The sequence below is a fragment of the Cyclobacterium sediminis genome (assembly GCF_054781075.1).
In genome coordinates, this window is the sequence record NZ_BAAGVC010000007.1 from 295,851 (window position 1) to 319,885 (window position 24,035).

Here is a 24,035-nt window from a genome sequence, read left to right on the forward strand (position 1 = left end):
CGAAGTAATGTTTTGAAGGTTATGGAAATTCTATTTCCTACCCATAAAACCATTATATTTTAGTAAAAAAAAGGCCCTTTATGTCTTACTCAAGTTGAAAACTTGAACGATGCTGGGACGAAGTTGCTGCTATCGCTCAAACTTCGACCAGTAACGACATTTTTTAATCAGTGGTATACACTTGCCTAATATCCGGTGGCCACAGCCTTAATGATTGCAATGGGAGTTAATAGTACCATCAAAATCACAGGCTTTAGGGCAAACTTAAGCCAGAATTGTACGAGATACCACTGATGGATAGGACTGCCATTAGGGTGCCATTGGTAGGGACAATGAAGTCAGTCCTTACTGCGTGTAAAGTTTATGGGCGTTTTAAAAGAGAAGCCAAATCCGCAGGAGAGTAGTTAATGGACTTTAATGTCTTGTTGTCTTCCTTGCGATAAACCAAAAACACCTCATCAGATTTAACATAATAGCAGTCGGTGCCTTTACTTTGGTAATGTGCAACTGTGGCTTTTGCCTCCTCTTCATTTTTACAGGCTTTGCTCATATTGGATCTTTGAACCTCATCAAAAAGGCTTTTGAATTGATCTGCCAAGCCAAACTCCAATACTGCTCCGGACAATACATACTGGATATCACAAAGTGCATCGGCTACTTCTACTAGGTCGTCATTTGCAATGGCTTCTTCCAATTCCTTTAATTCTTCAGCGATTAACGAAACCCGAAGTTTGCAGCGGGATTTATCAGGAATAACCGGTGAAGGCAAAATAGGGTGCTTAAAGGTCTGGTGAAAATCGGCTACTGCTGTTAAAGTCTTGGGATCTTTCATGGTGATTTATTCTTCTGGTTTCAAAGAAAAAAAATGTTGGCTTATGAAACCAGTATATGTCAAATTAATTAATCAAAAGAAGCACTTTGATTTCCGGAGTTTCAATTGAATAAAACTGAAATTGCATTTTACACCTTTTTCCGGCCAGATATGATCCTTCGGAAAGGTGGTCAATTTCCCTGCCCCTCTATAAGGATTTATTCATTTATTTTTAACGAAAATAGACAAGGGCTTAACCAGCAGTTTATTAGGGGATTATGAAATTGAATGACTTTATCTATTAAATAAGAGTTAATTTTAGCAGTTGTTTTTTTAAGCATTGTGAATTAAAATAATTATTATTAAGAGACTTTTACTTTCAAATTAGCTTTATGGCAAAACGGGCAACAAGTAGTACCTCGAAAATTTTTGTACTCGATACATCGGTCATTTTATATGATCACCATTCCATTATGAATTTTGAAGAACACGATATAGTCATTCCAATTACCGTATTGGAGGAGCTGGATCAGTTTAAAAAAGGGAATGATACCAAGAACTTTGAATCCCGGGAATTTATTCGGCTTCTAGACAAACTTTCCGAAGACCAGATGATTCAAAATTGGACACCTTTGAATGGAAAAAACAAGGGTTCCTTTAAAATCATGATGAACCCGGAGAATAAGCTCAATGCCAATGAGATCTTTGGCGAAGAAAAGAATGACCATAAGATTTTAAATGCGGCCTTAAGCCTTAAGCAAACGGAGACCAACAGAAAAGTCATCTTGGTGAGCAAGGACATCAACTTAAGGTTGAAGGCCAAGTCCTTGGACATTGCGGCGGAGGATTATGAAACGGGGAAGATTAAGAATATTAGTGAAATAGAAAATACCGGCAAGGGGATTATTGACAATTTAGACAATGAAATAATTGATGACCTGTACGAAAAAGGTAGCCTTACGGGAGCAAAAGTTTTTGGGAAAAGGAGAAAAAACCTGCCTGAAAACAATACTTTTTATATTTTGAAGGGCTTGGAAAGCAATGCTTCCATCCTGGCCTTTTATCATGCAGCGCAAAATGATTTCTCAAAAATATCAAAGACAAAAGCTTACAATATAGGTCCTAAAAATGCCGAGCAGGCCTTTGCTCTGAATGCCATATTGGACCCCAATATAAAGCTGATGACCATTCAGGGAGTGGCAGGTACAGGTAAAACCTTGCTGGCACTTGCCGGTGCTTTGGAGCAGCGCAAAGATTACAAACAAATATTTTTGGCTCGACCAATTGTGCCTTTGAGCAATAAAGACATTGGTTATCTGCCTGGGGACATCAAGTCCAAATTAAACCCCTATATGGAGCCTCTATGGGACAATTTAAAGTTTATCCAAAACCAATACCAAGAAACCGATAAGGAATACCAAAGGATTAATGACATGATCAATCAGGAAAAATTGGTCATTCAACCACTTGCTTATATTCGAGGACGTAGCTTGTCCAATATTTTCTTTATTGTGGATGAGGCCCAGAATTTAACCCCTCATGAGGTGAAAACCATCATTACCAGAGCGGGGGAGAATACAAAAATAATTTTTACCGGTGATGTTTTCCAGATCGATACACCTTATCTGGATAGTCAAAGCAATGGCTTGTCTTACCTGATAGATAGGGTAAGAAAACATCCGCTATATGCACACATTAAACTAGAAAAAGGGGAAAGGTCTGAATTGGCCAATTTAGCCAATGACTTGCTTTAATAGGGAATATGCAACAGGATTACTATTGCATATTCCATGTCTAATATTTTAATTAACTTTCAGTAATGGTGTTGAGCTTGGCCAGAAAGCTGTTGTAATACTGCCTTCCCACTTGTACGACATCACCTGTTCTCAAATTTATTTCTTTAGTGTTAAAGCTTTCTATTTGAGCCAATTGAACAATGTAGGACTTTTGTACCCTCAAGAACAAATTTGAAGGTAGTTTTTCTTCCATGTCCTTCATAGATTTCCTTATGGTGAAATTTCTGTTTTTAGAGAATATTGTCACCATGTTGCCATTTGCTTCCACATAATAAATGTCGCTATAGTCTACCCTTTCAAAACTATTGTCAGCTTTGATATAGACTGCATCTATTACCAGGTAAGGGCTTTCTGCAATTTTTGAAGAACCACTGTCAGATAAAGCCGGCCTTGTCCTTTGGTTATATAGCACAATTTCAACCATGGCGTGGATGTCATTGCTATTAAAAGGTTTGACGATAAACCCGGCAGGGTGCGTTCTTTTTGCTCTTTCTATAATGGCAGGATCGCTATAAGAGGTTACATATACAATTGGTGCATCCACCATTTGCTGTATTATTTCTCCCAATTCAATACCATCCTTGTCCCCTTTCAACTTGATATCCATAAATACCATGTCAGGCCGGTACTTCTTTACTACTTTGATGGCTTGGTTTGCAGAATTGGCAATATCAATATTTACATAACCTAAAAGTTGTAATATTTCTTCAATGTTTTCAGAAATATTTACATCGTCCTCAACGATCAGTATTCGTTCTTCTTTCATTTCTATACTGTTTTAATTGAAAAATCTAAAAATTAACACTCCAACGAAATTTACAAATAAAATACATATAAATGCACAGAACAACCAATTAACTGACCATTTGATTTCAATATTTTTTATTAAAATGATTATAAACTCATCAGATCCTTAAATCTTGCTGCCTGTCTTCTACTCACTTCAATTCGTTCGCCCCCTTTTAAGGTCACTACCAGACCTCCATTAAACCATGGTTCAATACTTTCTACCCAACTTAAGTTAATAATATGTTTTCTGCTTGCTCTAAAGAAAGATTTTTCATCCAGTCGCTCGTCTAGTGCATTGAGTGATTTATGAATCATTGGCTTGTTTTTCTCAAAATAGACTTTGATATAGTTGCCATCAGATTCAAATAACCTCACGTTTGCCAATTTTACAAACCAACATTTGTCTCCATCTTTGACGAAAACCTGATCGTTTAAAGAAAGTTTGTCCTTAGGTAAATCAACCTCTTGGGCTTCTTCTTTCTTTAATTCTTCAAGTTTTTTCTCAAGCTTTTTAAGTGTTTCAGTTAATCTATCCGGTTCAATTGGCTTTAGCAAATAATCTAATGCGTTTACTTGAAATGCCTGCAGGGCAAATTCATCATACGCGGTTATGAATACAACCAAAGGAACAAAATCTAATTCCTCCAGTAGGTCAAAACCTGTTTTTTCAGGCATCTGAATATCCAAAAACACAACATCAGGTTGTAGGGATTCAATTTTTTCCTTGGCTTCATCCACATTCGGTGCCTCTCCAAGAATCTCTATATTGTCATTTTGACCAAGCAAACTGATAAGCTCTTTTCTAGCCAATCTTTCATCATCTACTACTAATACACGCATACTATTTATATTTTAACCTAAATTTAACCTTTTTGTTTTGGTATTTTTATTTCTGTAACCACAAATTCATTTCCATAATTGAAAATTTTGAATGAGGCCTTGTTTCCAAAAATAAGTTTTAACCGTTGAATGGTGTTGGCGATGCCGTGGCCCTCGCCTTTTTTCTTGGGTGTCCCTGATGGTTTTAATTGACCACTGTTTCTAACCCAAATGTATAAATCATCTAGTAAGCCCACAGTACACTTGACTTCTATAATCCCGCCTTTCATCAAATTTGAAATACCATGTTTGATGGCATTTTCAACGATGGTCTGTAGCATCATTGGTGGAATGCGGTATTGATTGGTTTTGGGTTCTACATCATAAATCACTTTTAACCGCTCCTCAAAACGTATAGATTCAAGGTTTAGGTAGTCTTTTACTGTCTTCATCTCTTCAGACAAAGGGATGGTCTTGTGCTTGTCTACTACCAAAGAATACCTTAAAATATTGGACAGTTGGGTAATTGCAGATTTTGCTTTGATTGGATCCTCATCCACTAAGGCACGAACACTGTTCAATGCATTAAAGATAAAGTGTGGATTTAACTGATTGCGTAGATGGATCAATTTGATTTCATTGATTCTTGCTTGGTATTGCAGGCTGGAATTGTAATTGTCCAGGAAATAAAATAGAAAATAAAGCAATGACCATAAAGAATAATAAAGAAAGCTGGTAAAAAGGTTGACCATCAAGACCAAGGGCCTAAAATCTTGAGGATAATGTAAGGTGCCAAATACCCAGTTGATCAGGATTTGAGAAAAAGTATTCATTAAGCTCAAGATCAAAACAGCCGTCAATACATGACTTATCAACTTAGTGGTAGGGAATTCAAGCCAACTATTGTGTTTAATTTGGTGCCGAAAAAAATGGGTAGAAGCAAAATAGATTATTGCCAAAGAAAAATACGCGCCAATTTGAATAGGGGTGATTCCCCGAGCCATGGATGCAAAAAACAGGTTGACCAAAGCAAAGCTCAGCCAACCAAAAATTTGTAACAACCAATATAGCTTGTTTTTATTCATTCAAGTCCCTACTTCCTCCGGCGGATATGTGTTTACTGTATTGAGGCCGATTTGTTCAAAGGTATTTTGTCAAGAATTTTATTAATCAAATCACGGGTGCTTACATTGTCAGCCTCTGCTTCATAGTTTAGGATTATCCTGTGATTCAGCACATCTTCTGCCACCTCCTTGATGTCTTCAGGCAAAACATAGTCTCTTCCTTGCATAAAAGCATTGGCTTTGGCCGCTAGGTTAAGATTTATGGATGCTCTGGGAGATGCACCGAATTGTATGTATTTTGCCTCTTCATGCATGCCGTATTTTTCAGGGTATCTGGTGGAAAAGACAATCTCAATGATGTAATTCTCTAATGCCTCTGCAATTTGAACTTCATTGATGGCGGTTCTTATATCGAAAATTTCCTCTTTGTTTAAAATGGGTTGTACCTCTGAAATGAATTTTGAATTGGTCATTCTTCGCATTACCTCCAATTCATCCGCTTTCGAAGGGTATTCTATATTTACCTTCATCATAAACCTATCTACCTGCGCTTCTGGTAATGGGTAAGTTCCTTCTTGGTCTACAGGGTTTTGGGTGGCCAAAACCAAAAAAGGCTTGTCAAGGGAAAAGGTGTTTTCACCAATGGTAACTTGTTTTTCCTGCATCGCTTCGAGCAAAGCAGATTGCACTTTCGCAGGAGATCTGTTAATCTCATCAGCTAAGATTATATTAGAAAATATCGGACCCTTTTTTACTTCAAAATTGGCGTTCAATTGATTGTAGATCATGGTACCTATCAAGTCAGCAGGTAACAGGTCTGGGGTAAATTGAATACGCTTAAAATCCAGATGAAGCACCTTCGAAAGTGTGTTAACTGTCAGGGTTTTGGCAAGGCCCGGTACCCCTTCTAATAAAATGTGTCCGTTGGTAAACAAGCCTATTAAGAGTCTGTTGACCATCTTTTCCTGACCAACTACTATCTTTTTTACTTCGTTTATAACTTCCTGAATCTTCTCCTGATGCATAATGGATATTTGAAATTTCTATTGATATTTTGCCTATAAGAAGCCTAAATTAGAATAAAACATTCTTTATCACAATTTAGAACCTTTTCTTCTTTTTCATTTTTCTACTATTGGTACTTTTATAGTGCTCTCCGTAATGTGGTTTACCGGAAATCCCTAAAGAAGAATAAATGGATTTTTGATCAAAAGACCTAACTTCCCCTACTTCAAATCCTTCAATCGTTAAATTTTCTACTGACCATCTGACCAAACGGAGGGTTGGAAAGCCTACGGCTGCAGTCATTTTCCTTACCTGTCTATTTTTACCTTCCTTAAGGCTTATAGCTACCCAAGAGTCAGGAACGTTTTTTCTATAACGAATAGGAGGGTTCCTTTCCGGTAACAGCTGTTCAATGTCTTGAATTAATTTTGCCTTGGCTTTTAAGGTTTTATGGGGTTTTTTATTCACAGTTATGATTACCCCTTGCTCCAGGTCTCGCACAGCCTTGTCTGTGATTTCTCCTTCTACCTGCACCCAATAAGTTCTTTCATGCAAATAAGTAGGGTCAAGTAATAAGTGATTGAGTTGTTTGTCATTGGTTAAAATGAGTAAGCCTTCACTGTCTTTGTCTAACCTTCCTACAGGGTAGACGTCGGAAGGGAAATCTCCAAGTAAGCCCAGCGTGTTTCCTTCACCACTAAATTGACTCAAAACGCCAAAAGGCTTATAAATGATATAATAACTAAATGACATATGATTTGGCTTACCTCAGCAATTGAAATAATTCGTTTAATTGAGGGGTAAGAATAATTTCTGTCCTCCGGTTTTTTGCCCTTCCCTCAGGAGTTTCATTGGATGCTTTGGGGTAATAAAAACTCCTTCCAGCTGCTGTTACTCGTTCTGGCTGTACATCATATGCATTGGTTAAAACACGAACAATGGCCGTTGCTCTGGCTGTACTTAATGCCCAATTGTCCTCAAATCTACCCCTGATTGGTACATTGTCAGTGTGCCCTTCTACCAATATTTGAATGTCCGGACTGTTGCTTATCACTGCTGCTAATTTGCTCAAAGCTTCTTTTCCCTCTTTATTTACAGTGGCACTTCCTGAAGGAAATAATAACTTGTCTTGTAAGGAAACATACAATTTTCCATCTTGTTCATAGACTTGAAGTTCATCAGATCGGTATTGAACCAAGGCTTTATCAATGGTTGTTTTTAAACCTTCCATAATCGCTCTTTGTTCGTCCAGCAGGTTTTGCAACAGGTCAAGCCTTTCCTGTTGTTCCAGCATCCTTTGTTCCTTTGCAGTCAGCTCTTGCTGCACAGAAGAAGAAGTTGCAATGGCCCTTTCAAGTTTGGCCTCCAGTGCTTCGTTTTTTCTATTAGAAGCCTCCAAGTCTTCTTCCAGCTTATCGGCCTTTTTAACAAAGGCTTCAAGGCTATTGTTGGTGCTGTCCAGCTTGTTTTCCGTCGTTCTTAAAGAACGCATCATTTCTGCATTCCTTATGTTTACTTCGTTGTATTTCTTCTGCGGTACGCATGCATACCACAATGGTAGGATCAATACGATACTTCGAAAAATTATCTTGTTCCACATAATTGTCTTGTTTTAAGTAATCTGTAACGAAAAACATACCAATTTAATGGCTTCTCTTCGAAATTTGGCATTTTTGCACAAATAGTTCAGGAAATCCTGCTCCAATTCATTTCGTTCTTTCTGAGTCTAGACAATTGATCAGCGATGGGTTTATTTTCTAACTCCTTAAGGTGAGGGTCTTTCTCCAGAATCGATTGTGCTGAAGCCCTGGCTTGGACCAAAATCTCGCTGTCTTTTCCAATGTCTGCAATCTTTAAATCTGTAATTCCCGATTGTTGGGTGCCGGCCAAATCCCCGGGGCCACGAAGCCTCAGGTCTACATCAGCAATCTCAAATCCATCGTTGGTCCTAACCATGGTGTCCAGTCTTACCCTACTGTCTTTACTTAGTTCATATTTACTCATTAATATACAGTAAGATTGGTCTGAGCCTCTACCTACCCTTCCCCGCAATTGATGCAGTTGGGACAAACCAAACCTTTCTGCATTTTCGATCACCATAACCGAAGCGTTTGGAACGTTTACTCCTACTTCTATGACCGTAGTTGCTACCATTATTTTTGTTTCGTCTTTGACAAACCGGTTCATCTCAAACTCCTTATCAGCAGGTTTCATATTGCCATGCAATATACCAACAGGCATTTCGGGGAAAGCCCTACAAATACTTTCATAGCCATCCATTAGGCTTTTCAGGTCGCTTTTTTCAGAATCTTCAATCAAAGGATATACAATATAAACCTGTCGACCCTTGGCGATTTCTTTTTTCAGGAAGCCAAAAACTTTGAGCCGGTCTTTGTCATATCTGTGAACCGTCTGTATGGCCTTTCTGCCTGCGGGCAATTCATCAATCACAGAAATGTCCAGGTCTCCATACACTGTCATGGCCAGGGTTCTGGGGATGGGTGTAGCAGTCATTACCAGTACATGGGGATAGAAATCACTGTTCTTGCCCCATAATTTCGCTCTTTGTGCCACGCCAAATCGATGTTGCTCATCAATAATGGCCAGGCCTAATTGCTTGAAGACCACCACATCCTCTAACAGTGCATGGGTGCCCACCAATAGGTTCAATTCACCCGATTTTAAAGCTTCATGAATGATTGCCCTGTTTTTCTTATTAGTAGACCCGGTAAGCAAGGCAATCTTCAAGCCCATTTGTTCCGAAAAATCTTTTAAGCCCTCATAGTGCTGGGTAGCTAAGATTTCTGTTGGAGCCATCAGGCAGGTTTGGTAGCCTGAATCGACAGCTACTAATAGACAGATAAAAGCGACAATGGTTTTTCCTGAGCCTACATCGCCCTGGACCAACCTGTTCATTTGAAGCCCGGATTTTAGGTTGCTGTAAATTTCCTTAATTACCCTTTTCTGGGCGTTGGTAAGGTCAAAAGGAAGAAATTCTTTGTAAAACTTGGTGAGCAAACCTGTTTTGTCCAAAACCTTTCCTCTGAATTTCTCGGTTCTGGCCAGGTTCATTTTCAATAAACGCAGTTGCAAGAAAAAAAACTCCTCAAACTTCAATCGGTAAAGGGCTATTTTTAATGCTTGTTGGCCAGAGGGAAAGTGAATTTCCTTGAGAGCTACCGGCTTTCTTTCCAAGCGCAAGGATTGGCAAAGTGAAAGTGGAAGGGTTTCAGGAACCTTGGGCAGAACCAAAGGCAATAAGGTTTCTATGATTTTGGAAATGCCTTTACTGTCTAGGTACCTACTTCTTAGTTTTTCTGTGGTGGGATAAACCGGTTGGAAGCTTGCCTCTTTTTCTTGCTTTTGGGTAAGGGGTTCGATTTCAGGATGTGCAATGCTGATTTTTCTACCAAATTGTTGTGGTTTGCCAAAGACAACCATAGGAACACCTTTGACCAGTCTTTTACTTACCCACTGTATGCCTTTAAACCAAGTCAATTCTATAAGGCCTGTTTCATCCCTAAATTGAGCCACAAGTCTCTTTTTTCTTCCATCACCGATAATTTCTAAAGAAGAAACGGTTCCCACAAGTTGCACTTGCTGTAGGTCTGATCGGATGTCTGCTATTTTATAATATTTGGTCCGGTCTTCATACCTGAAGGGGTAATGTTGTAGCATTTCACCAAAGGTGAAAATATCCAACTCTTTATTGATAAGTGCTGCTTTTTGAGGGCCAACACCTTTCAGGTATTCGATTTTAGTATCAAAGAATCCGGACAAATCTAACTATTTAATACTTCACAGAAACTTTTTTTTCAGCTCAGATTCAAGTGCCTTGATTTCCGGCCTTTTCTCGATAAACGCGGTTAGCAACTCCGCTTGGTTTTTGGCACGATGAAGATTTTGTTCTTTATAGGTAACCTGATAGTACACATTGCCCATCAAATGGTCCGTTAAAAAACGAAGTCCCATGATAAGGGTCATCATTTCAGCTCCAAAGGGAATCGAGTCCATTTCTTTATTCGTAATATGGCCTGCCAATACGGTGTAAAAGCCTTCGAGTAAGCCCTTATATTTAACCATATCAACATGAATGTTTCCCCAATCTAAGGAGGACTCATCTCTGGTACACGCCACTGTACGGGCAAGGTCTCCAAAATCATAAAATACAAAACCGGCCATGATGGTGTCCAGATCAATTACTGCATTGACCTTCTTTAGGTCTTCACTAAAGATCAGATTGTTGATTTTGGTGTCATTGTGCGTAGCTCTAAGTGGCAGCTGATCACGGTAAATTCTAAACTGCTTCAATAACTCCTTTTGGGCCTCATAATAGGCGATCATTTCCTCTGTCTCCTTGTCGATTTCAATGGTAGGATTTTTTAAGGCTTGATCAAATTGTTCATACCTCCATTCCAGGTTATGGAAATCTTGTATGGTATCTTGGAGTTTGCCGGGGTCTGTTTTGGAGAATATTTTGACAAAGTAAGCAAAAGCTTCCGCAGCAATTTCAGCTTGTTCTTTTTCTTCAATGTCATCTCTGGTTAGCCCGGTTACAAAGGGAAAAAGGCGGTATTGTCCCCCGTCTAAGGTTGTAAATAATTCCCCTTTGCGGTTAGGAATAGGCAAAGGCAAAACAAAAGGGAGCTTAGCCGGGTCAAAATTATCTAAGAGATATCCGAGATTATTTGAAATTCGCTCAGGGTACTTAAAAACTGTGTCATTAAATTCTTGTAAAATATAGGATTTATTGGGGCCATCCACTTTATATGTCTTATGAATGTGACCCGAACCGAATCTATTGGCTACCATTTGGCCTTCGTCTAATGCGTAAGCAGATTTTAAGGCATCTAATATTGTTTCTTTCATAGTTATAATTCAAAAACCCTATAAGGTTAATTATTTTGACACTTTTGGCATTTTCAAATAGTAAATTTACGATACTTTTAAATATATGTTATTGAAAGAGTTTATATTTACTTTTGAAGAGATTGCAAACACTTTAAAACGAGTGCTCAGACTTAGTTCCACAAATATTTAAAGGAATTAATTAAAATAATTGAAAAAGTTTTATTTATTTAGAAAAATTTTCTTCTTACTTGGGAGATTAAAATTATTACTTCATCATCATTTGTAGAAAAAATATACCATAAATAAGTCACCATGAATATTTCAATCCTTGATTGGGCAATAATTATTTCATTTTTTGTTATCTCAATGTTAATAGGGGTATTTGCCTCTAAAACAGCAGGTAAGAACGCTAAAGAATTCTTCCTTTCCGGAAGAAACATGCCATGGTGGCTTTTGGGTGTCAGTATGGTGGCCACCACTTTTTCTGCAGATACGCCAAACTTAGTAACGGATATCGTAAGAAAAAATGGCGTGTCCGGCAACTGGGTTTGGTGGGCTTTCTTGTTGACAGGTATGTTAACAGTATTTGTCTATGCCAAACTTTGGAGACGGTCGGAGGTAACCACCGATCTGGAGTTTTATGAATTGAGGTATGGCGGGAAAGGTGCTGCATTTTTAAGGGCCTTCCGAGCCCTTTACTTGGGTGTCTTTTTCAATGTTGTAATCATGGCCACGGTTTCTTTGGCAGCAATTAAGATCTTTGGGGTCATGCTTGGCCTTAGTTCCTGGGAAACGCTATTGATTGTTTCTGTTGTAACGGTGTTTTATAGTTCATTGGGAGGTTTGAAAGGAGTATTGCTTACAGACTTTTTTCAATTTTTCATTGCCATGGCCGGAGCTTTTGGCGCAGCTATATATATTGTAAGCTTACCCGAAATCGGAAGCTTGGATGCTTTGCTAACCCACCCAAATGTTTCAGATAAGCTAAATATCATACCTGATTTTAGCGATTGGAATTTACTTATCCCTCTATTTATTATGCCTTTGGCTATTCAGTGGTGGGCCACTTGGTACCCTGGAGCTGAGCCGGGAGGTGGAGGATACATCGCACAAAGGATGTTGTCTGCCAAAGATGAAAAGAATGCCATTGGTGCCACCTTGTTATTTAATGTTACCCATTATGCCATTCGTCCATGGCCCTGGATAATTATAGCATTGGCTTCGCTTATTATATTTCCTCAGTTGAGTGACATGCAAGCAGCCTTCCCAAATATTGAAGAAAGTAAACTGGGAGATGATTTGGCTTATTCTGCCATGCTTACCTTTCTTCCAAAAGGACTTATTGGAATTGTACTTGCTTCGCTTATTGCAGCTGTAATGTCTACACTATCTACCCACCTTAATTGGGGTTCCTCTTATGTTGTAAATGATTTTTATTCCAGGTTTGTTAAGCCGGATGCTACAGATAAGGAATTAGTTGCCGTAGGTAGAATTTCAACGGTGGGATTAATGGTACTTGCCGCGTTATTGGCAACTGTACTTTCAAATGCATTAGAGGCCTTTAATATCTTGTTACAAATTGGAGCAGGAACCGGATTAATATTTATTCTTAGGTGGTTTTGGTGGAGAATCAATGCCTATACTGAGATTTCTGCGATGATTGTATCCTTTATTGTAGCCATCTATTTTGAATCCATACACAATAAATTGGGCTTTTATCCGATTCCTGATGACATGGCCTACCTTAAATTACTACTGGGTGTTTCCATTACCACCATTACCTGGGTGGCAGTTACCTTATTGACCAAGCCTGAGGACGACGAAGTATTGCTTGCCTTCTACAAGAAGGTTAGGCCTGCATCTCATGGCTGGAAAAAACTATTGGCTAAATACCCTGATGTAAAAGAAGAATTTGGTCAATTGCCTATGGAGATTGGTTTGATGCTAATCGCTTCAATTATGGTTTATTCGGCCTTATTCGGTGTAGGTTTCTGGATTTATGGAGAAGTATTACCTGCTATTATTGCTTCTGTGATAGCGATTGCCGGTGGTGTTCTTGTGTTTAAAGGCTGGAAAAAAATGAGATAAAACATAATGAAATTATAAAATTGAAATCATGGGAAGAAAGGTAGAAAGATCTTTCTTCCCATGAATTAGTTGGAAAATCCTAATAACAGTTGGATATTTGCAGCTACCAAAATAAATCTTATGGCTAATGAAACGGCTGAAATATTAAAAAACAATAAACTAAGGGTAACGAGCTGTAGAAGAGAGGTGCTCAATACATTTCTAGTTAGAAAGATTGCCTTGTCTCACGGTGATCTCGAAGAGGCGTTAAAGGATAATTTTGATAGGGTTACCATTTATAGGACGCTAAAGACCTTTTTAGAAAATGACCTTGTTCACAAGGTCCTGGACGATACCGGTGCGGCAAAATATGCCTTGTGCAACCATGGCGCAGATGAAGCACATCATGACCATGAGCATGTCCATTTCAAGTGTGAAAAATGTGGGAATACGAGCTGTTTAGAGGATATTTCCTTGCCTAAAATCTCTTTGCCTAAGGGGTATAATCCCAAAGAAATGAGCCTCTTAATCCAAGGGACTTGTAATAAGTGCAAATAAATTAATAATGCACGGGTGTTTTATCTTTCTCATCGGAAGGCCACACAATGCCCGGGGGTAAATCAATCACAGGTGGTGTGTTGGTTTCTACACCTCCATCGCCATCATCATCATTATTTTTCCTGTTTCGTTGAATTTTTGACTTAGTTAGCGTGGCCACGAAGTAAATCAATACTACGTAGGCTATGCCACATAAAATCAAATCTATCACCAGGCTATTCATCATATTGAAGGTTTGATGTTTAAGATACAATAATAATTTGAATATATCAACATACGATCCAGTAGATTAATCCAAGATTTAACGGAGCAATGGGTGCTAAAATAGTGATCAAGCTATTTGTTTCTTGAGAATGACAAAGGCAAGAGTGTCTAAGTTGGAAATTTTAAGTAGAACTCTGGTAATTATTCTTCAACTCCTCGATTGGGAATTGCTAAAAGTATGCACCTCGCTTCTTACACCCTTGGAATTGGATCGAAAAAGTGTAAAAAAGTGAAAAGGGATACCCAATAAACTTGCTATCTAATGGATAAGGTAAGATATTTGCCCAGCAAAATGAATATTTTAAAATGATCGTAAAGACAAAGAAATATAAACTGGAAACAGGCACCTATATCAAACAAGGGTTGATGAATATTTTAAAAGAGCAATGGTGGGTAGTTTTGATCGCTATTGCCATCGCTTGCGGCTATTTTTGGATCCCTTCTTGGTGGTGGATCAGCATGGCTATCTTGGCCTATGTATTGTATTGGCTTTTTTGGGTAATACAATTTGCAGGGGTTACACAAATGGAGCAAAACAAGGTGATGTTTGAAAAGCTTTCCTATGAAATTGATAGCAGGCAGATCTTGATGAAAATCAATAGTAAGCAAGGAATGCCAATTAAATGGGAAATGGTAAAGGATGCTCAAATTAAAGATGATGCTTATATTCTTGTTTTGTCAAAAGCACAGTTTATTCATCTTCCTTTCAAGATTTTCAATACACAGAATGAAGTCAAATTTGTAGAAACAATATTGAAACGAAAAGGGTATTTGGCTTAAAGGTTCAAAACTTCGTCAAACAATAAAAAAAGGGCAGGTATAATCATTACCTGCCCTTTTTGCATTCTTTGAATAAACCTTATAGAAAGCTGTCTGCTTTTCGGTAGGCTTGGATTACTGCTTCTTCACCCTCTTTTCCTGAGCCGAAATTACCATGCTCCATGCCACACACACCTTTGAATCCTTTTTCGTAAATGTATTTGAAGACATTTTGGAAGTTGATTTCTCCCGTACCGGGCTCTTTTCTGCCCGGATTGTCACCAATTTGGATGTAGGCAATTTCATCCCAACACATTTCCATCAAGGTAATTAGGTGTCCCTCGTTTTTTTGTTGATGGTAAATATCATATAGAATCTTACAACTAGGACTGTCCACTCCTTTACAAACAAGATAGGTTTGTGGGGAGTACCTTAGGTACAGGTCCGGGTTGTCACTTAGTGGCTCAAGTACCATCGTTAAGCCATGAGGCTCTAGGATTTCAGCACCTTTTCTAAGTGCTTCTATGACATTGGCATTTTGGATGTCTAGTGGTAAATTTCTTTGAAAATTACCAGGAACTACTGTGGTCCATTTTGCATTGACCCTTTTGGCTACTTCTACGGCTTTTTTACAACCGTCAAGAAATATATCGACATGTTCCTGCTTGCCTGCGGCCAATGTATTGGCACCATTGCCTCCTTTATTCAAGACAAAAACGCCCATGGTCATCCCCAGTTTTGCCAAATGATTGCCAATTTTTTCCTGCATGGCAGGTGTCCTTTTCATCATGCCATTGTCTTCAAGGCTTCTAAAGCCTCGCTCATGCATGTAGGTTATTTGGTCTAGCAGGTCATCTCCCGCCAGATTTTTAAACATACCAAAGTGAGGTGCATAGTCCAAATTGAATGTAGCGTCTGCCTTTGGGGAGGCAGCTTGAACCGTCTGGTTAGCGCCTACACCCACCATTCCTGCTGCGGCTGTTCCTAAGGATACGTTTCGAATGAATTTTCTTCTTTCCATGGGTTTATATTACTTTGGTTTGACCTGGGATAGCATGAGGATAAAATCCATCTTCGTTTGGAAGTACTTTAGGCATTGCATCCCAAGCCAGCCTTTCAGGTTTTAGGTTTATGTTAGCGTTGATGCCTTCTTCCCAGGTAACAGGTTTGCCTGAATAAGTGGCGTATCGTCCCAAGATGGAAGTCATTGTACTTTTTGCAGCATTTTCAGCATCAGCAAATTTGTATTCTCCTTTCACTACCGCATCAAACAACTTGTCGTGCTCCACTTGGTATGGGTTGGCATTGCCCGCACCATCATGGTCATAAAGGCTATTTCCTTTTAAATCCGTTAACTTACCAACATGTCCGGCATTCATATAGGCCTTACCCTTTGTTCCTTGGAAGCTTTCGTCAACTCGGTTATGTGCGCCGGGGAAATGACGACATTCACTGTGGATAACGGTACCATCCTCATAGGTAAAAAGAACCACATGGTGGTCAAATATCTCCCCATTATCCTTGCCTCTTCTTACGGTTCTTCCTCCGGTTCCTTCGGCTTTTATTGGGTAGCTATTTTTCACCCAGTTGGCCACATCCAGGTTGTGTACATGCTGTTCTGTGATGTGATCTCCACATAGCCAGTTGAAATAGTACCAGTTTCTCATTTGGTATTCCATTTCTGTCTGTCCCGGTTGACGTTCTCTTACCCATACGCCACCGTCATTCCAGAATACCTGCCCACCAATGATATCACCAATCTGGCCATTGTGAATTCTGTCAATGGTTTGGATATAATTGTCTTGATAATGTCTTTGAAGGCCAACTACCACATTTAATTTTTTGGCCTTGGCAGTTTTGGCAGCGGCTAAAATTCTGCGGATCCCTACAGCATCTGTAGCCACAGGTTTTTCCATGAAAATTTGTTTTTCAAGACGCACAGCCTCTTCAAAATGATCAGGTCTAAAGCCTGGAGGAGTTGCGATGATTACAACATCCGCATCTTTCATTGCCTCTTTGTAACCATCAAAGCCTACAAATTTCTTCTCTTCAGGAACAACTACTTTATCCTTACCATATTTTTTTAGAATACGCTCGTGACTTTGATCCAAACGATCCCTGAAGGCATCAGCCATGGCCACAAGTTTGATGTTTTGTCCGGTTTCAAATGCCTGAAAAACTGCTCCTGTTCCTCTACCTCCACATCCAATAACTGCGATTTTTATTGCATCGTCTCCGGCAGCATAAGCGCCGGGTAAAGTGAAAGGGCTTAGCATTGCTCCTCCGGTTATTAAAGCAGAAGTTTTGATAAAACTCCTTCTTTCGTTATTATTTTCTTTCATTATTTATTGAGTTTATTTTAATAATCCTCCATTGGCTCGGTGCCATAGTATTGTTCAATATATTCTTTGCTAGGTGGTGTGAGAGGTCTGATAATCCTCATTCCTAAGAAAGGTGCTTCAGGAAACCACCATTGGCTTTTTGGAATTTGTGGGTCGATCCTTTTCCATTCAGGAGTACTTGCAGCCCGCTTGCTGCTGGTCATTTCCTCAGGCTTGTCATCATAGCTTCCCCCTCTAATTACTTTAGGGTATAGTTCTTCAGACAAATTGATTGGATTGTCTGCTTTAGAGCCTCGCTGGGTGTAGGCATTTGCTTCATAATGGTCCATGGTCCATTCATTGACATTTCCTAAGATGTCATATAAGCCCCAAGGATTCGGCTTTTTCTGTCCAATTTCATGTGTGGTCCCATCGCTGTTGGCTTTATACCAGGCAAATTCTCCCAATTGAGACGGGTCGTCTCCAAAGAAGTATTTGGTGTTGGTGCCGGCACGAGCGGCATATTCCCATTCTGCCTCTGTAGGCAGACGGAAAAATACTCCGGTTTTGAGATACAACCACCTGCAAAACTGAATGGCCCCATATTGGGTCATGGCTATCGCCGGTTTGTGCTCTTTTCCCATGCCGAAGGTCATGTCCAAATAGGGAATAGAAGGCCTTGTCAAACCATCAATTTCAGGCGTCAAGGGGCCTTCACTTGAGGAAGCCTCAAAGCTCTTGTCTAAAAATAATTCATAAAGATCCCAAGTGGTCTCATGAGAAGCCATCCAAAACGGATCTATCTTTACCTCGTGAACAGGGGCTTCGTCTGATGCGCCATCACTACTTCCCATTTTGAAGCTTCCTTCAGGTATAGGTACCATATCGAAGGAGATTCCTGTTCCGGGAATTTCTTGTGAGTAGGGCTCAAAGTTCTCAATAGATTGATAAGCGCTTGCAACAAACAAGACCGATGAAATAGAACCCAAAAATAAAGTTCTTTTTAATAATTTTAACATGGATTAGGCTTAGGTATTCGTTACGTTAATTACTGTTATTTTACTTCAATTTTTTATAAAAATTAATTGGATGCTTAAATTACCTTAATTTTTTAAATATTGAAAATTTCAGGCATTTAGACATTATTTTCCATCCCAAAAAAAGGATAGGCGGTATATAAGCTTACCCCTGAAATATACAAAAGACCTTCACTAACAGAATGAAATCACTTCAAAATCATGCCTTTGGTTCCGGTTTTCACATTCACCATCTTACTTCGAGGCTAAAATTCCCAGGTAATCTGATTTTCTTTTGATTGCGAGCCTCCCTTAGAAAGTTCATGACATTCTATTGTATAAGTTCGGGTTAAAAAAATGGTGTCTCGATCTTATTTTGAATGGTTTAATGGTCAGGTTTATATAAGGAATCAAGAGCAATCGATTCCTCGCTTAATTATTCAAATTAATCCAGCCATTTCTTTTTATAAAGTATGGAATGCTGAGGAGAATAACTTCTTATTTCTTTCTCAATTAGCCTTGCAACCTGTGCATTAAAATGTACCGGGTCTCTGAAGTTATTTTCATCAACTGTTAATTGAGAAGAATTGAAATCAAATACATCACCTATGGTGAATAAGTCATGTTTAAACTTAGCTTCAAATTCTTCTAATTCATACTTGGTCAATACTTCATGGTAGTCTTTGTGAAGTGGAGGGATCCAGAATATCAGCTTAATACCCTCTTCTTTACAATGGATTGCAATTTCTGTCAATTGCTTATGGTATTCCTCCGGGTAAGTAATGTTTTTGTAAAATTTGTCAGTCCCTTTCAATTTTTTCCTCCAAAATTGTTCTTTTGCTCCCGGTAATTCAACTTGAGGTTCGCTCTCTTCTTCACTTTGATTAGTTTCAGTTATTATAGCAAAGGTGGCATCGAACGTATACTTATTAAAGGCGTAGGTAAAAAAATTGCTTTTTCTGTTTATGGTCTCTTCTACCCAAAACCGACGATTGTATTTATTGTACAAGTTTAAGTTGATTCCTATCAAAACTGTGTCGGGTTTTTCAATTTCTCTGGCCCACCAAAATGATTGAATGACTTCTTTTAAACTTGCGCCCCCATAAGCCAAATTGGACCAGGTTGCACTGTCCATGGCATCGTAAAGCCCATTGCTTCTTGAGTCACCCAGTACCCAGTTTTTCTTGGGTTTGTTTTTAAAATCGATCATTTTATAAAGGTGGGGCTCAATGTGCATAGCAATGGCTTTTTTCTTCTCTTCACTGGTAATTCCAAAGCCATTTAAATAATTGAAAGGGTCAATTAAGGCAATTAAACAGCTATATAGCACAAAAGGAATTACAAAATAGAGGCTATTTTTTATAAATCTTTTCATGGTGCTTAAAATTGAAAATAAATGAATTCTTGCTGAACGCCATTCATGATAAAGCAAAATATGATAATCACGTAGTAAAATGCCCACCTTACCGTTTTAGGTAATTTTTGAGGATTTAGTTCGAGTCCATGATTCTTTTCTCGTTGTAACCATTCTACAAGAATGAAGCCTATTAATAAAAAGAAAAGATAAATCAGGTGATTACCGGTGTTCATGCTCCAAAAATCTTGGATGGGTAAGACAAAGAATTTTGGTGAAAAGATGATAGATAAATAGTCAAATGCCATGTAAAGGCTGTCTGCTCTGAAAAATATCCAAGCAATAACGGTAAGAAGAAAAGTGATACCCATTTGAAAAGTTTCTCGAATACTTGGCAGGTATTTGCCAGCTGCTACTGTGTCGGAAGTATGCACTCTGTTCTTTTTGGTCAACAATAATGGTAGATAAAAGGCGGCATTTAAAGCACCCCAAAAAAGAAATGTCCAATTGGCTCCATGCCAAAAACCACTGACAATAAATATTATGAATATATTCCTAATGGCATGGCCTCCCCTGCTTCCTCCTAATGGAATATAAAGGTAATCCCTAAACCAAGTGGAAAGAGAAATGTGCCACCTACGCCAAAATTCTGCAATGTCTCTTGAGAAATAAGGGAATGCAAAATTCTTTTTTAAATCAAATCCGAATAGCCGAGATGTGCCAATCGCAATATCTGAGTAACCGGAAAAATCGCCGTAAATCTGAAAGGCAAACAGTATCCCACCCAAGAATAAGGTGAAACCTGAATAAGATGTGTAATCATTGAAAATGTCGTTTACATAGATCGCGCAATTGTCTGCAATTACAATTTTTTTGAATAAGCCCCAGAGTATTTGCCTTAAGCCGTCACTGGCTTTGGTGTAATTAAAACTTCTGTTCTTGAAGAATTGGGGTAATAGATTTGTGGCCCTTTCAATTGGCCCTGCAACGAGCTGGGGAAAAAAACTGACATAGGCAAAAAATGCAATAGGTTCTGAGACAGGAGCCATTTTTTTGCGGTACACATCAATGGTGTAACTCATCGTTTGAAAAGTATAAAAACTGATACCAACCGGTAAAATAATATTTAGCCTTGAAGGATCCATCGAATTGCCGAATAGGGTAAAAGCATTAGCAAAACTATCTGCGAAAAAATTATAGTATTTAAAAAAGCCTAGAAATCCAAGGTTAACAGCCAAACTAATAAACAACAGGAACTTTCTCTGATTAATGTTTTGGCGTTTGCTGAGTTGCATCCCAATTAAGTAATCAACCAAGGAGCTAAAAAATATAAGTGATAAAAAACGATAATCCCACCAGCCGTAAAAGACATAGCTGGCAAACAATACCCATAGGTTTTGAAGCTTTAAATTCTTCTGGAAGACAAACCAATAAATGAAAAATACAATCGGTAGAAAAATCAGAAATTCAATTGAATTGAATAACATGGCAATAGGAATTAGGTAGTTTCAAAGGATTTGTTTAGGCTCCTTAAAAATACCATTTAAAAGAGGCCTAAATTTTATATATAGCACAAAACTATGTATAAAATTCATTTAAATCACTTTTTGTGTAGAAAAAATAAATCTATTCCTATATATATTTATATTATTAGGCCTTGCTGAGCTCCACGAGGTATTTTCCTGTATAATTATTTTCTTCCTTCATTAAATCTTCTGGTACACCTTCGAAAATTACATTGCCCCCTTTTTCCCCGCCTTCTGGCCCTAAATCAATCACCCAGTCTGCAGCCATAATTACCTCTGTATTGTGCTCAATTATTAATACGGTATGTCCCTGATCGATCAGGGAATTAATAGAAAATAGTAATTTTTTTATGTCATGAAAATGAAGCCCGGTAGTAGGTTCATCGAAGATAAAAAGAATTTTATCCTTATTTTTTGTGTCATTTTTTCCTAAGAAAGAAGCGAGTTTAACCCGCTGTGCTTCGCCACCACTTAAGGTATTGCTGGATTGTCCCAGTCCTATATAACCCAAACCAACCTCTTGTAAAGGTCTTAATTTTTGAATGATGCCCTGCTTCTCAATGAAAAAATCCATGGCTTCATCAATGGTTAAGTCCAGAACCTCGGATATATCTTTGTCTTTGTATTTGGCATCCAGGATTTCATTTTTAAAGCGCTTTCCTTTGCAAGATTCGCAGGTAAGGTAAATGTCAGCCATAAACTGCATCTCGATCTTCTGCGTTCCTTCTCCTTGGCAGGCTTCACACCTGCCACCATCTACATTAAAACTGAAAAATGCAGGTTTATAACCTCTTTGCTTGGAAATAGGAAGTTCTGCATACAGCGCCCTAATTCCATCATATGCCTTGACATAGGTGACGGGGTTTGACCTGGAGGACTTCCCTATTGGATTTTGGTCTACAAACTCAATCCGATTTACGTTTCTATAATCTCCATCAATTTTATCAAATTTCCCCGATTCTTCATTTACACTACCCAGTATTTTTCCTAAAGCTGGGTACAATACTTTTTTTACCAGAGTAGATTTTCCTGAGCCACTCACACCTGTCACTACAGTCAATACTTCTAAAGGTATTTTTACAGTGATATTTTTGAGGTTATTCTCTCTGGCGCCTTGAATCAAAATATATTCCTTCCATTTTCGGTTGTGCAACTTGACATTGATGGACTCTTCTCCACTAAGGTACCGAGATGTATGCGTATTGCCTGCGTCCATCAGTTCCTTTAAGTTACCCTGGAAAACCAATTCTCCGCCATGTACGCCTGCATCCGGACCTATGTCGATGACTTGATCGGCAGTAAGGATAATTTTCTCTTCATGCTCCACCACTATCACCGTATTTCCCAAGTCTCTAAGCGCTCTTAATACCGTAATCAAACGCTCCGTATCTCTTGGGTGTAGCCCTATACTTGGCTCATCTAGAATGTACATGGAACCCACAAGTGCGCTGCCCAAGGAAGTTGCCAACTTAATCCGTTGAAACTCACCTCCGGAAAGAGAGGATGTCAATCTGTTTAGGGTTAAATAACCCAGGCCTACCTGGTCAAGATACTCCAACCTGTTGATGATTTCTTTGAGTAATCTTTGGGATACGTTTTTTTCTGTTGCAGTAAGTTCCATAGACCTAAAGAAAGGCAGGGCTTTATCAATAGGAAGTAAAACCATATCGGTGATGGATTTTCCTGAGATTTTTACGTAAGAAGCATCTTTTCTAATCCTGGTTCCTTTGCAGTCCGGACAAACGGTCCTCCCTCTAAACCTGGAAAGCATCACCCGGTATTGAATCTTATGGAGTTTGCTTTCAAGAAAAGCAAAAAAATCATTTAAGCCTTTGAAATATTTATTTCCCGTCCATAATACAGCCTTGTCTTTCTCGTCCAAGTCTTCATAAGGCCTGTGGATTGGAAAATCAAACTTTATCCCATCTTTTAACAAAGGTTGTAACCATTTTTTGGTGGTCTCCCCACGCCATGGAGCAATAGCTCCTTCAAAAATAGAAATGGACTTATCGGGAATGACCAAATCAGGATCAATTCCCAATATTGAACCAAAGCCCTCACAAGTTCTACATGCACCATATGGATTATTGAAGCTGAAAAAGTTGACGGTTGGTATTTCAAAATGCAAACCATCCAACTCAAATTTATCACTAAAGGACCTGGAGGCAATATCCGGAATAATAACCTTGCATTCTCCCAAGCCTTCAAAAAAGGCAGTTTGCACACTGTCTGCGATTCTAAACTGGTTGCCTTCATCCTCTTTCATAACGGATACCCGGTCTACAAGTATCTCAAAGTCCCCTTCAGGTAATTTTTCCAATTCAAGTAAATCCTCCACAAATGATACCTGACCGTCAATAAGCACCCTGGTAAACCCTTTCTGTAACAAAATCTCCAACTCTTTCTCTTTTGCTCTTTCCGGATTAAAATGAAGCGGACAACTGATCATTACCTTGGCTCCTTCATCGAAACTGTGGATGTAAGCGACCACATCAGTTACGGTATGATGTTTTACTTCTTCCCCACTTATGGGAGAGATGGTTCGCCCTATTCTACTAAATAATAGCTTAAGGTAATCGTAAATTTCAGTGGTAGTACCAACCGTAGATCTTGGGTTTTTGGTGTTTACGCCTTGTTGGATGGCGATGGCAGGGGATACGCCTTTGATGTACTCTACTTCGGGTTTTTCCATCCTACCCAAAAACTGTCTGGCATAGGAGCTAAGGCTCTCCACATACATTCTTTGGCCTTCTGCAAATAACGTGTCAAATGCCAGAGATGACTTTCCTGAACCTGATAAACCGGTTATGATAATCAGTTTATTTCTGGGAATGGCTATGCTCAGGTTTTTGAGATTGTTGACCCTTGCATTCTTTATAATTATAAAAGATTTAGGATCCAGATGCTCGAGTGAAGTGTTTGTATTGACAGTAGTTGTACCCATAATGTGCAAAGATACCAACCCAACCCTACAAATGATAAAATGTTATTAAAAAATTAAAAAGCCGGCATCCTTTGTTTGAATGTCGGCTTCT

Annotated in this window: 20 protein-coding genes; 4 read left to right on the forward strand and 16 right to left on the reverse strand. The window is 38.8% G+C overall.

Annotation, left to right across the window (positions count from 1 at the left end; genetic code table 11):
- Nucleotides 1-361 precede the first annotated feature (361 nt).
- Nucleotides 362-832: a nucleoside triphosphate pyrophosphohydrolase family protein gene (locus ACYVHJ_RS09945; protein WP_339900752.1), complete on the reverse strand. Its 471-nt coding sequence runs from the start codon at nt 830-832 to the stop codon at nt 362-364.
- A gap of 371 nt (nt 833-1,203) precedes the next feature.
- Between ACYVHJ_RS09945 and ACYVHJ_RS09950 the strand changes: the two genes are divergently transcribed.
- A complete protein-coding gene (locus ACYVHJ_RS09950; RefSeq protein WP_339900753.1) occupies nt 1,204-2,565 on the forward strand; it encodes a PhoH family protein in 1,362 nt (453 codons plus the stop codon).
- 52 nt (nt 2,566-2,617) lie between these two features.
- On the opposite strand, the gene ACYVHJ_RS09955 is transcribed toward ACYVHJ_RS09950, so the two are convergent.
- From ACYVHJ_RS09955 to ACYVHJ_RS09990, 8 genes are all read right to left on the reverse strand, one after another.
- Entirely contained in the window at nt 2,618-3,373 is a 756-nt protein-coding gene (locus ACYVHJ_RS09955) for a LytR/AlgR family response regulator transcription factor (RefSeq protein ID WP_339900754.1), read from the reverse strand.
- Between the two features lie 128 nt (nt 3,374-3,501).
- Nucleotides 3,502-4,236, reverse strand: coding sequence for a LytR/AlgR family response regulator transcription factor (locus ACYVHJ_RS09960; RefSeq protein WP_339900755.1), 735 nt, complete (start codon nt 4,234-4,236; stop codon nt 3,502-3,504).
- A 23-nt stretch (nt 4,237-4,259) separates the two neighbouring features.
- Complete coding sequence (locus ACYVHJ_RS09965; RefSeq protein WP_339900756.1) at nt 4,260-5,300, reverse strand: sensor histidine kinase; 1,041 nt, start codon at nt 5,298-5,300, stop codon at nt 4,260-4,262.
- Nucleotides 5,301-5,332: 32 nt separating this feature from the next.
- The gene (locus tag ACYVHJ_RS09970) at nt 5,333-6,304 is read right to left on the reverse strand and encodes an AAA family ATPase (protein WP_339900758.1); all 972 of its coding nucleotides are present in this window, start codon (nt 6,302-6,304) and stop codon (nt 5,333-5,335) included.
- 76 nt (nt 6,305-6,380) lie between these two features.
- Nucleotides 6,381-7,037 carry a pseudouridine synthase family protein gene (locus ACYVHJ_RS09975; RefSeq protein WP_460514349.1) on the reverse strand — a complete coding sequence of 219 codons (657 nt, stop codon included), beginning with the start codon at nt 7,035-7,037 and terminating at the stop codon, nt 6,381-6,383.
- 10 nt (nt 7,038-7,047) lie between these two features.
- Nucleotides 7,048-7,884 carry an OmpA family protein gene (locus ACYVHJ_RS09980; protein WP_339900761.1) on the reverse strand — a complete coding sequence of 279 codons (837 nt, stop codon included), beginning with the start codon at nt 7,882-7,884 and terminating at the stop codon, nt 7,048-7,050.
- Between the two features lie 86 nt (nt 7,885-7,970).
- Complete coding sequence (gene recG, locus ACYVHJ_RS09985) at nt 7,971-10,064, reverse strand: ATP-dependent DNA helicase RecG (protein ID WP_460514352.1); 2,094 nt, start codon at nt 10,062-10,064, stop codon at nt 7,971-7,973.
- An 18-nt stretch (nt 10,065-10,082) separates the two neighbouring features.
- A complete protein-coding gene (locus ACYVHJ_RS09990; RefSeq protein WP_339900764.1) occupies nt 10,083-11,153 on the reverse strand; it encodes a phosphotransferase enzyme family protein in 1,071 nt (356 codons plus the stop codon).
- A gap of 294 nt (nt 11,154-11,447) precedes the next feature.
- Between ACYVHJ_RS09990 and ACYVHJ_RS09995 the strand changes: the two genes are divergently transcribed.
- Nucleotides 11,448-13,223, forward strand: coding sequence for a sodium:solute symporter family protein (locus ACYVHJ_RS09995; RefSeq protein ID WP_339900766.1), 1,776 nt, complete (start codon nt 11,448-11,450; stop codon nt 13,221-13,223).
- A 120-nt stretch (nt 13,224-13,343) separates the two neighbouring features.
- The gene (locus tag ACYVHJ_RS10000; protein WP_339900767.1) at nt 13,344-13,760 is read left to right on the forward strand and encodes a Fur family transcriptional regulator; all 417 of its coding nucleotides are present in this window, start codon (nt 13,344-13,346) and stop codon (nt 13,758-13,760) included.
- A 1-nt stretch (nt 13,761) separates the two neighbouring features.
- Here ACYVHJ_RS10000 and ACYVHJ_RS10005 read toward each other — a convergent pair whose 3' ends face one another.
- Nucleotides 13,762-13,983 carry a hypothetical protein gene (locus ACYVHJ_RS10005; RefSeq protein WP_339900771.1) on the reverse strand — a complete coding sequence of 74 codons (222 nt, stop codon included), beginning with the start codon at nt 13,981-13,983 and terminating at the stop codon, nt 13,762-13,764.
- Nucleotides 13,984-14,330: 347 nt separating this feature from the next.
- On the opposite strand from ACYVHJ_RS10005, the gene ACYVHJ_RS10010 reads away from it, so the two are divergent.
- Nucleotides 14,331-14,804, forward strand: a complete 474-nt coding sequence (locus ACYVHJ_RS10010; protein ID WP_303613205.1) for a YcxB family protein — start codon at nt 14,331-14,333, stop codon at nt 14,802-14,804.
- A gap of 79 nt (nt 14,805-14,883) precedes the next feature.
- On the opposite strand, the gene ACYVHJ_RS10015 is transcribed toward ACYVHJ_RS10010, so the two are convergent.
- The 6 genes from ACYVHJ_RS10015 to uvrA form a co-directional block, all read right to left on the reverse strand.
- Nucleotides 14,884-15,804 carry a hydroxypyruvate isomerase family protein gene (locus ACYVHJ_RS10015; protein WP_460514355.1) on the reverse strand — a complete coding sequence of 307 codons (921 nt, stop codon included), beginning with the start codon at nt 15,802-15,804 and terminating at the stop codon, nt 14,884-14,886.
- A 4-nt stretch (nt 15,805-15,808) separates the two neighbouring features.
- On the reverse strand, nt 15,809-17,125 hold the full coding sequence (locus tag ACYVHJ_RS10020; RefSeq protein WP_460514357.1) for a Gfo/Idh/MocA family protein: 1,317 nt from the start codon (nt 17,123-17,125) through the stop codon (nt 15,809-15,811).
- 17 nt (nt 17,126-17,142) lie between these two features.
- The gene (locus ACYVHJ_RS10025) at nt 17,143-18,123 is read right to left on the reverse strand and encodes a formylglycine-generating enzyme family protein (RefSeq protein ID WP_460514359.1); all 981 of its coding nucleotides are present in this window, start codon (nt 18,121-18,123) and stop codon (nt 17,143-17,145) included.
- 442 nt (nt 18,124-18,565) lie between these two features.
- Entirely contained in the window at nt 18,566-19,495 is a 930-nt protein-coding gene (locus ACYVHJ_RS10030; protein ID WP_339902618.1) for a hypothetical protein, read from the reverse strand.
- Between the two features lie 5 nt (nt 19,496-19,500).
- Nucleotides 19,501-20,961, reverse strand: coding sequence for an MBOAT family O-acyltransferase (locus ACYVHJ_RS10035; protein ID WP_460514362.1), 1,461 nt, complete (start codon nt 20,959-20,961; stop codon nt 19,501-19,503).
- Nucleotides 20,962-21,124: 163 nt separating this feature from the next.
- A complete protein-coding gene (gene uvrA / locus ACYVHJ_RS10040) occupies nt 21,125-23,944 on the reverse strand; it encodes an excinuclease ABC subunit UvrA (protein ID WP_460514364.1) in 2,820 nt (939 codons plus the stop codon).
- Nucleotides 23,945-24,035: the final 91 nt, after the last annotated feature.

Coding starts and splice junctions, on each gene's coding strand:
- ACYVHJ_RS09945 (WP_339900752.1), bottom strand. CDS start 832: ATGAAAGATCCCAAGACTTTAACAGCAGTAGCCGATTTTCACCAGACC.
- ACYVHJ_RS09950 (WP_339900753.1), top strand. CDS start 1,204: ATGGCAAAACGGGCAACAAGTAGTACCTCGAAAATTTTTGTACTCGAT.
- ACYVHJ_RS09955 (WP_339900754.1), bottom strand. CDS start 3,373: ATGAAAGAAGAACGAATACTGATCGTTGAGGACGATGTAAATATTTCT.
- ACYVHJ_RS09960 (WP_339900755.1), bottom strand. CDS start 4,236: ATGCGTGTATTAGTAGTAGATGATGAAAGATTGGCTAGAAAAGAGCTT.
- ACYVHJ_RS09965 (WP_339900756.1), bottom strand. CDS start 5,300: ATGAATAAAAACAAGCTATATTGGTTGTTACAAATTTTTGGTTGGCTG.
- ACYVHJ_RS09970 (WP_339900758.1), bottom strand. CDS start 6,304: ATGCATCAGGAGAAGATTCAGGAAGTTATAAACGAAGTAAAAAAGATA.
- ACYVHJ_RS09975 (WP_460514349.1), bottom strand. CDS start 7,037: ATGTCATTTAGTTATTATATCATTTATAAGCCTTTTGGCGTTTTGAGT.
- ACYVHJ_RS09980 (WP_339900761.1), bottom strand. CDS start 7,884: ATGTGGAACAAGATAATTTTTCGAAGTATCGTATTGATCCTACCATTG.
- ACYVHJ_RS09990 (WP_339900764.1), bottom strand. CDS start 11,153: ATGAAAGAAACAATATTAGATGCCTTAAAATCTGCTTACGCATTAGAC.
- ACYVHJ_RS09995 (WP_339900766.1), top strand. CDS start 11,448: ATGAATATTTCAATCCTTGATTGGGCAATAATTATTTCATTTTTTGTT.
- ACYVHJ_RS10000 (WP_339900767.1), top strand. CDS start 13,344: ATGGCTAATGAAACGGCTGAAATATTAAAAAACAATAAACTAAGGGTA.
- ACYVHJ_RS10005 (WP_339900771.1), bottom strand. CDS start 13,983: ATGAATAGCCTGGTGATAGATTTGATTTTATGTGGCATAGCCTACGTA.
- ACYVHJ_RS10010 (WP_303613205.1), top strand. CDS start 14,331: ATGATCGTAAAGACAAAGAAATATAAACTGGAAACAGGCACCTATATC.
- ACYVHJ_RS10015 (WP_460514355.1), bottom strand. CDS start 15,804: ATGGAAAGAAGAAAATTCATTCGAAACGTATCCTTAGGAACAGCCGCA.
- ACYVHJ_RS10020 (WP_460514357.1), bottom strand. CDS start 17,125: ATGAAAGAAAATAATAACGAAAGAAGGAGTTTTATCAAAACTTCTGCT.
- ACYVHJ_RS10025 (WP_460514359.1), bottom strand. CDS start 18,123: ATGTTAAAATTATTAAAAAGAACTTTATTTTTGGGTTCTATTTCATCG.
- ACYVHJ_RS10030 (WP_339902618.1), bottom strand. CDS start 19,495: ATGAAAAGATTTATAAAAAATAGCCTCTATTTTGTAATTCCTTTTGTG.
- ACYVHJ_RS10035 (WP_460514362.1), bottom strand. CDS start 20,961: ATGTTATTCAATTCAATTGAATTTCTGATTTTTCTACCGATTGTATTT.
- uvrA (WP_460514364.1), bottom strand. CDS start 23,944: ATGGGTACAACTACTGTCAATACAAACACTTCACTCGAGCATCTGGAT.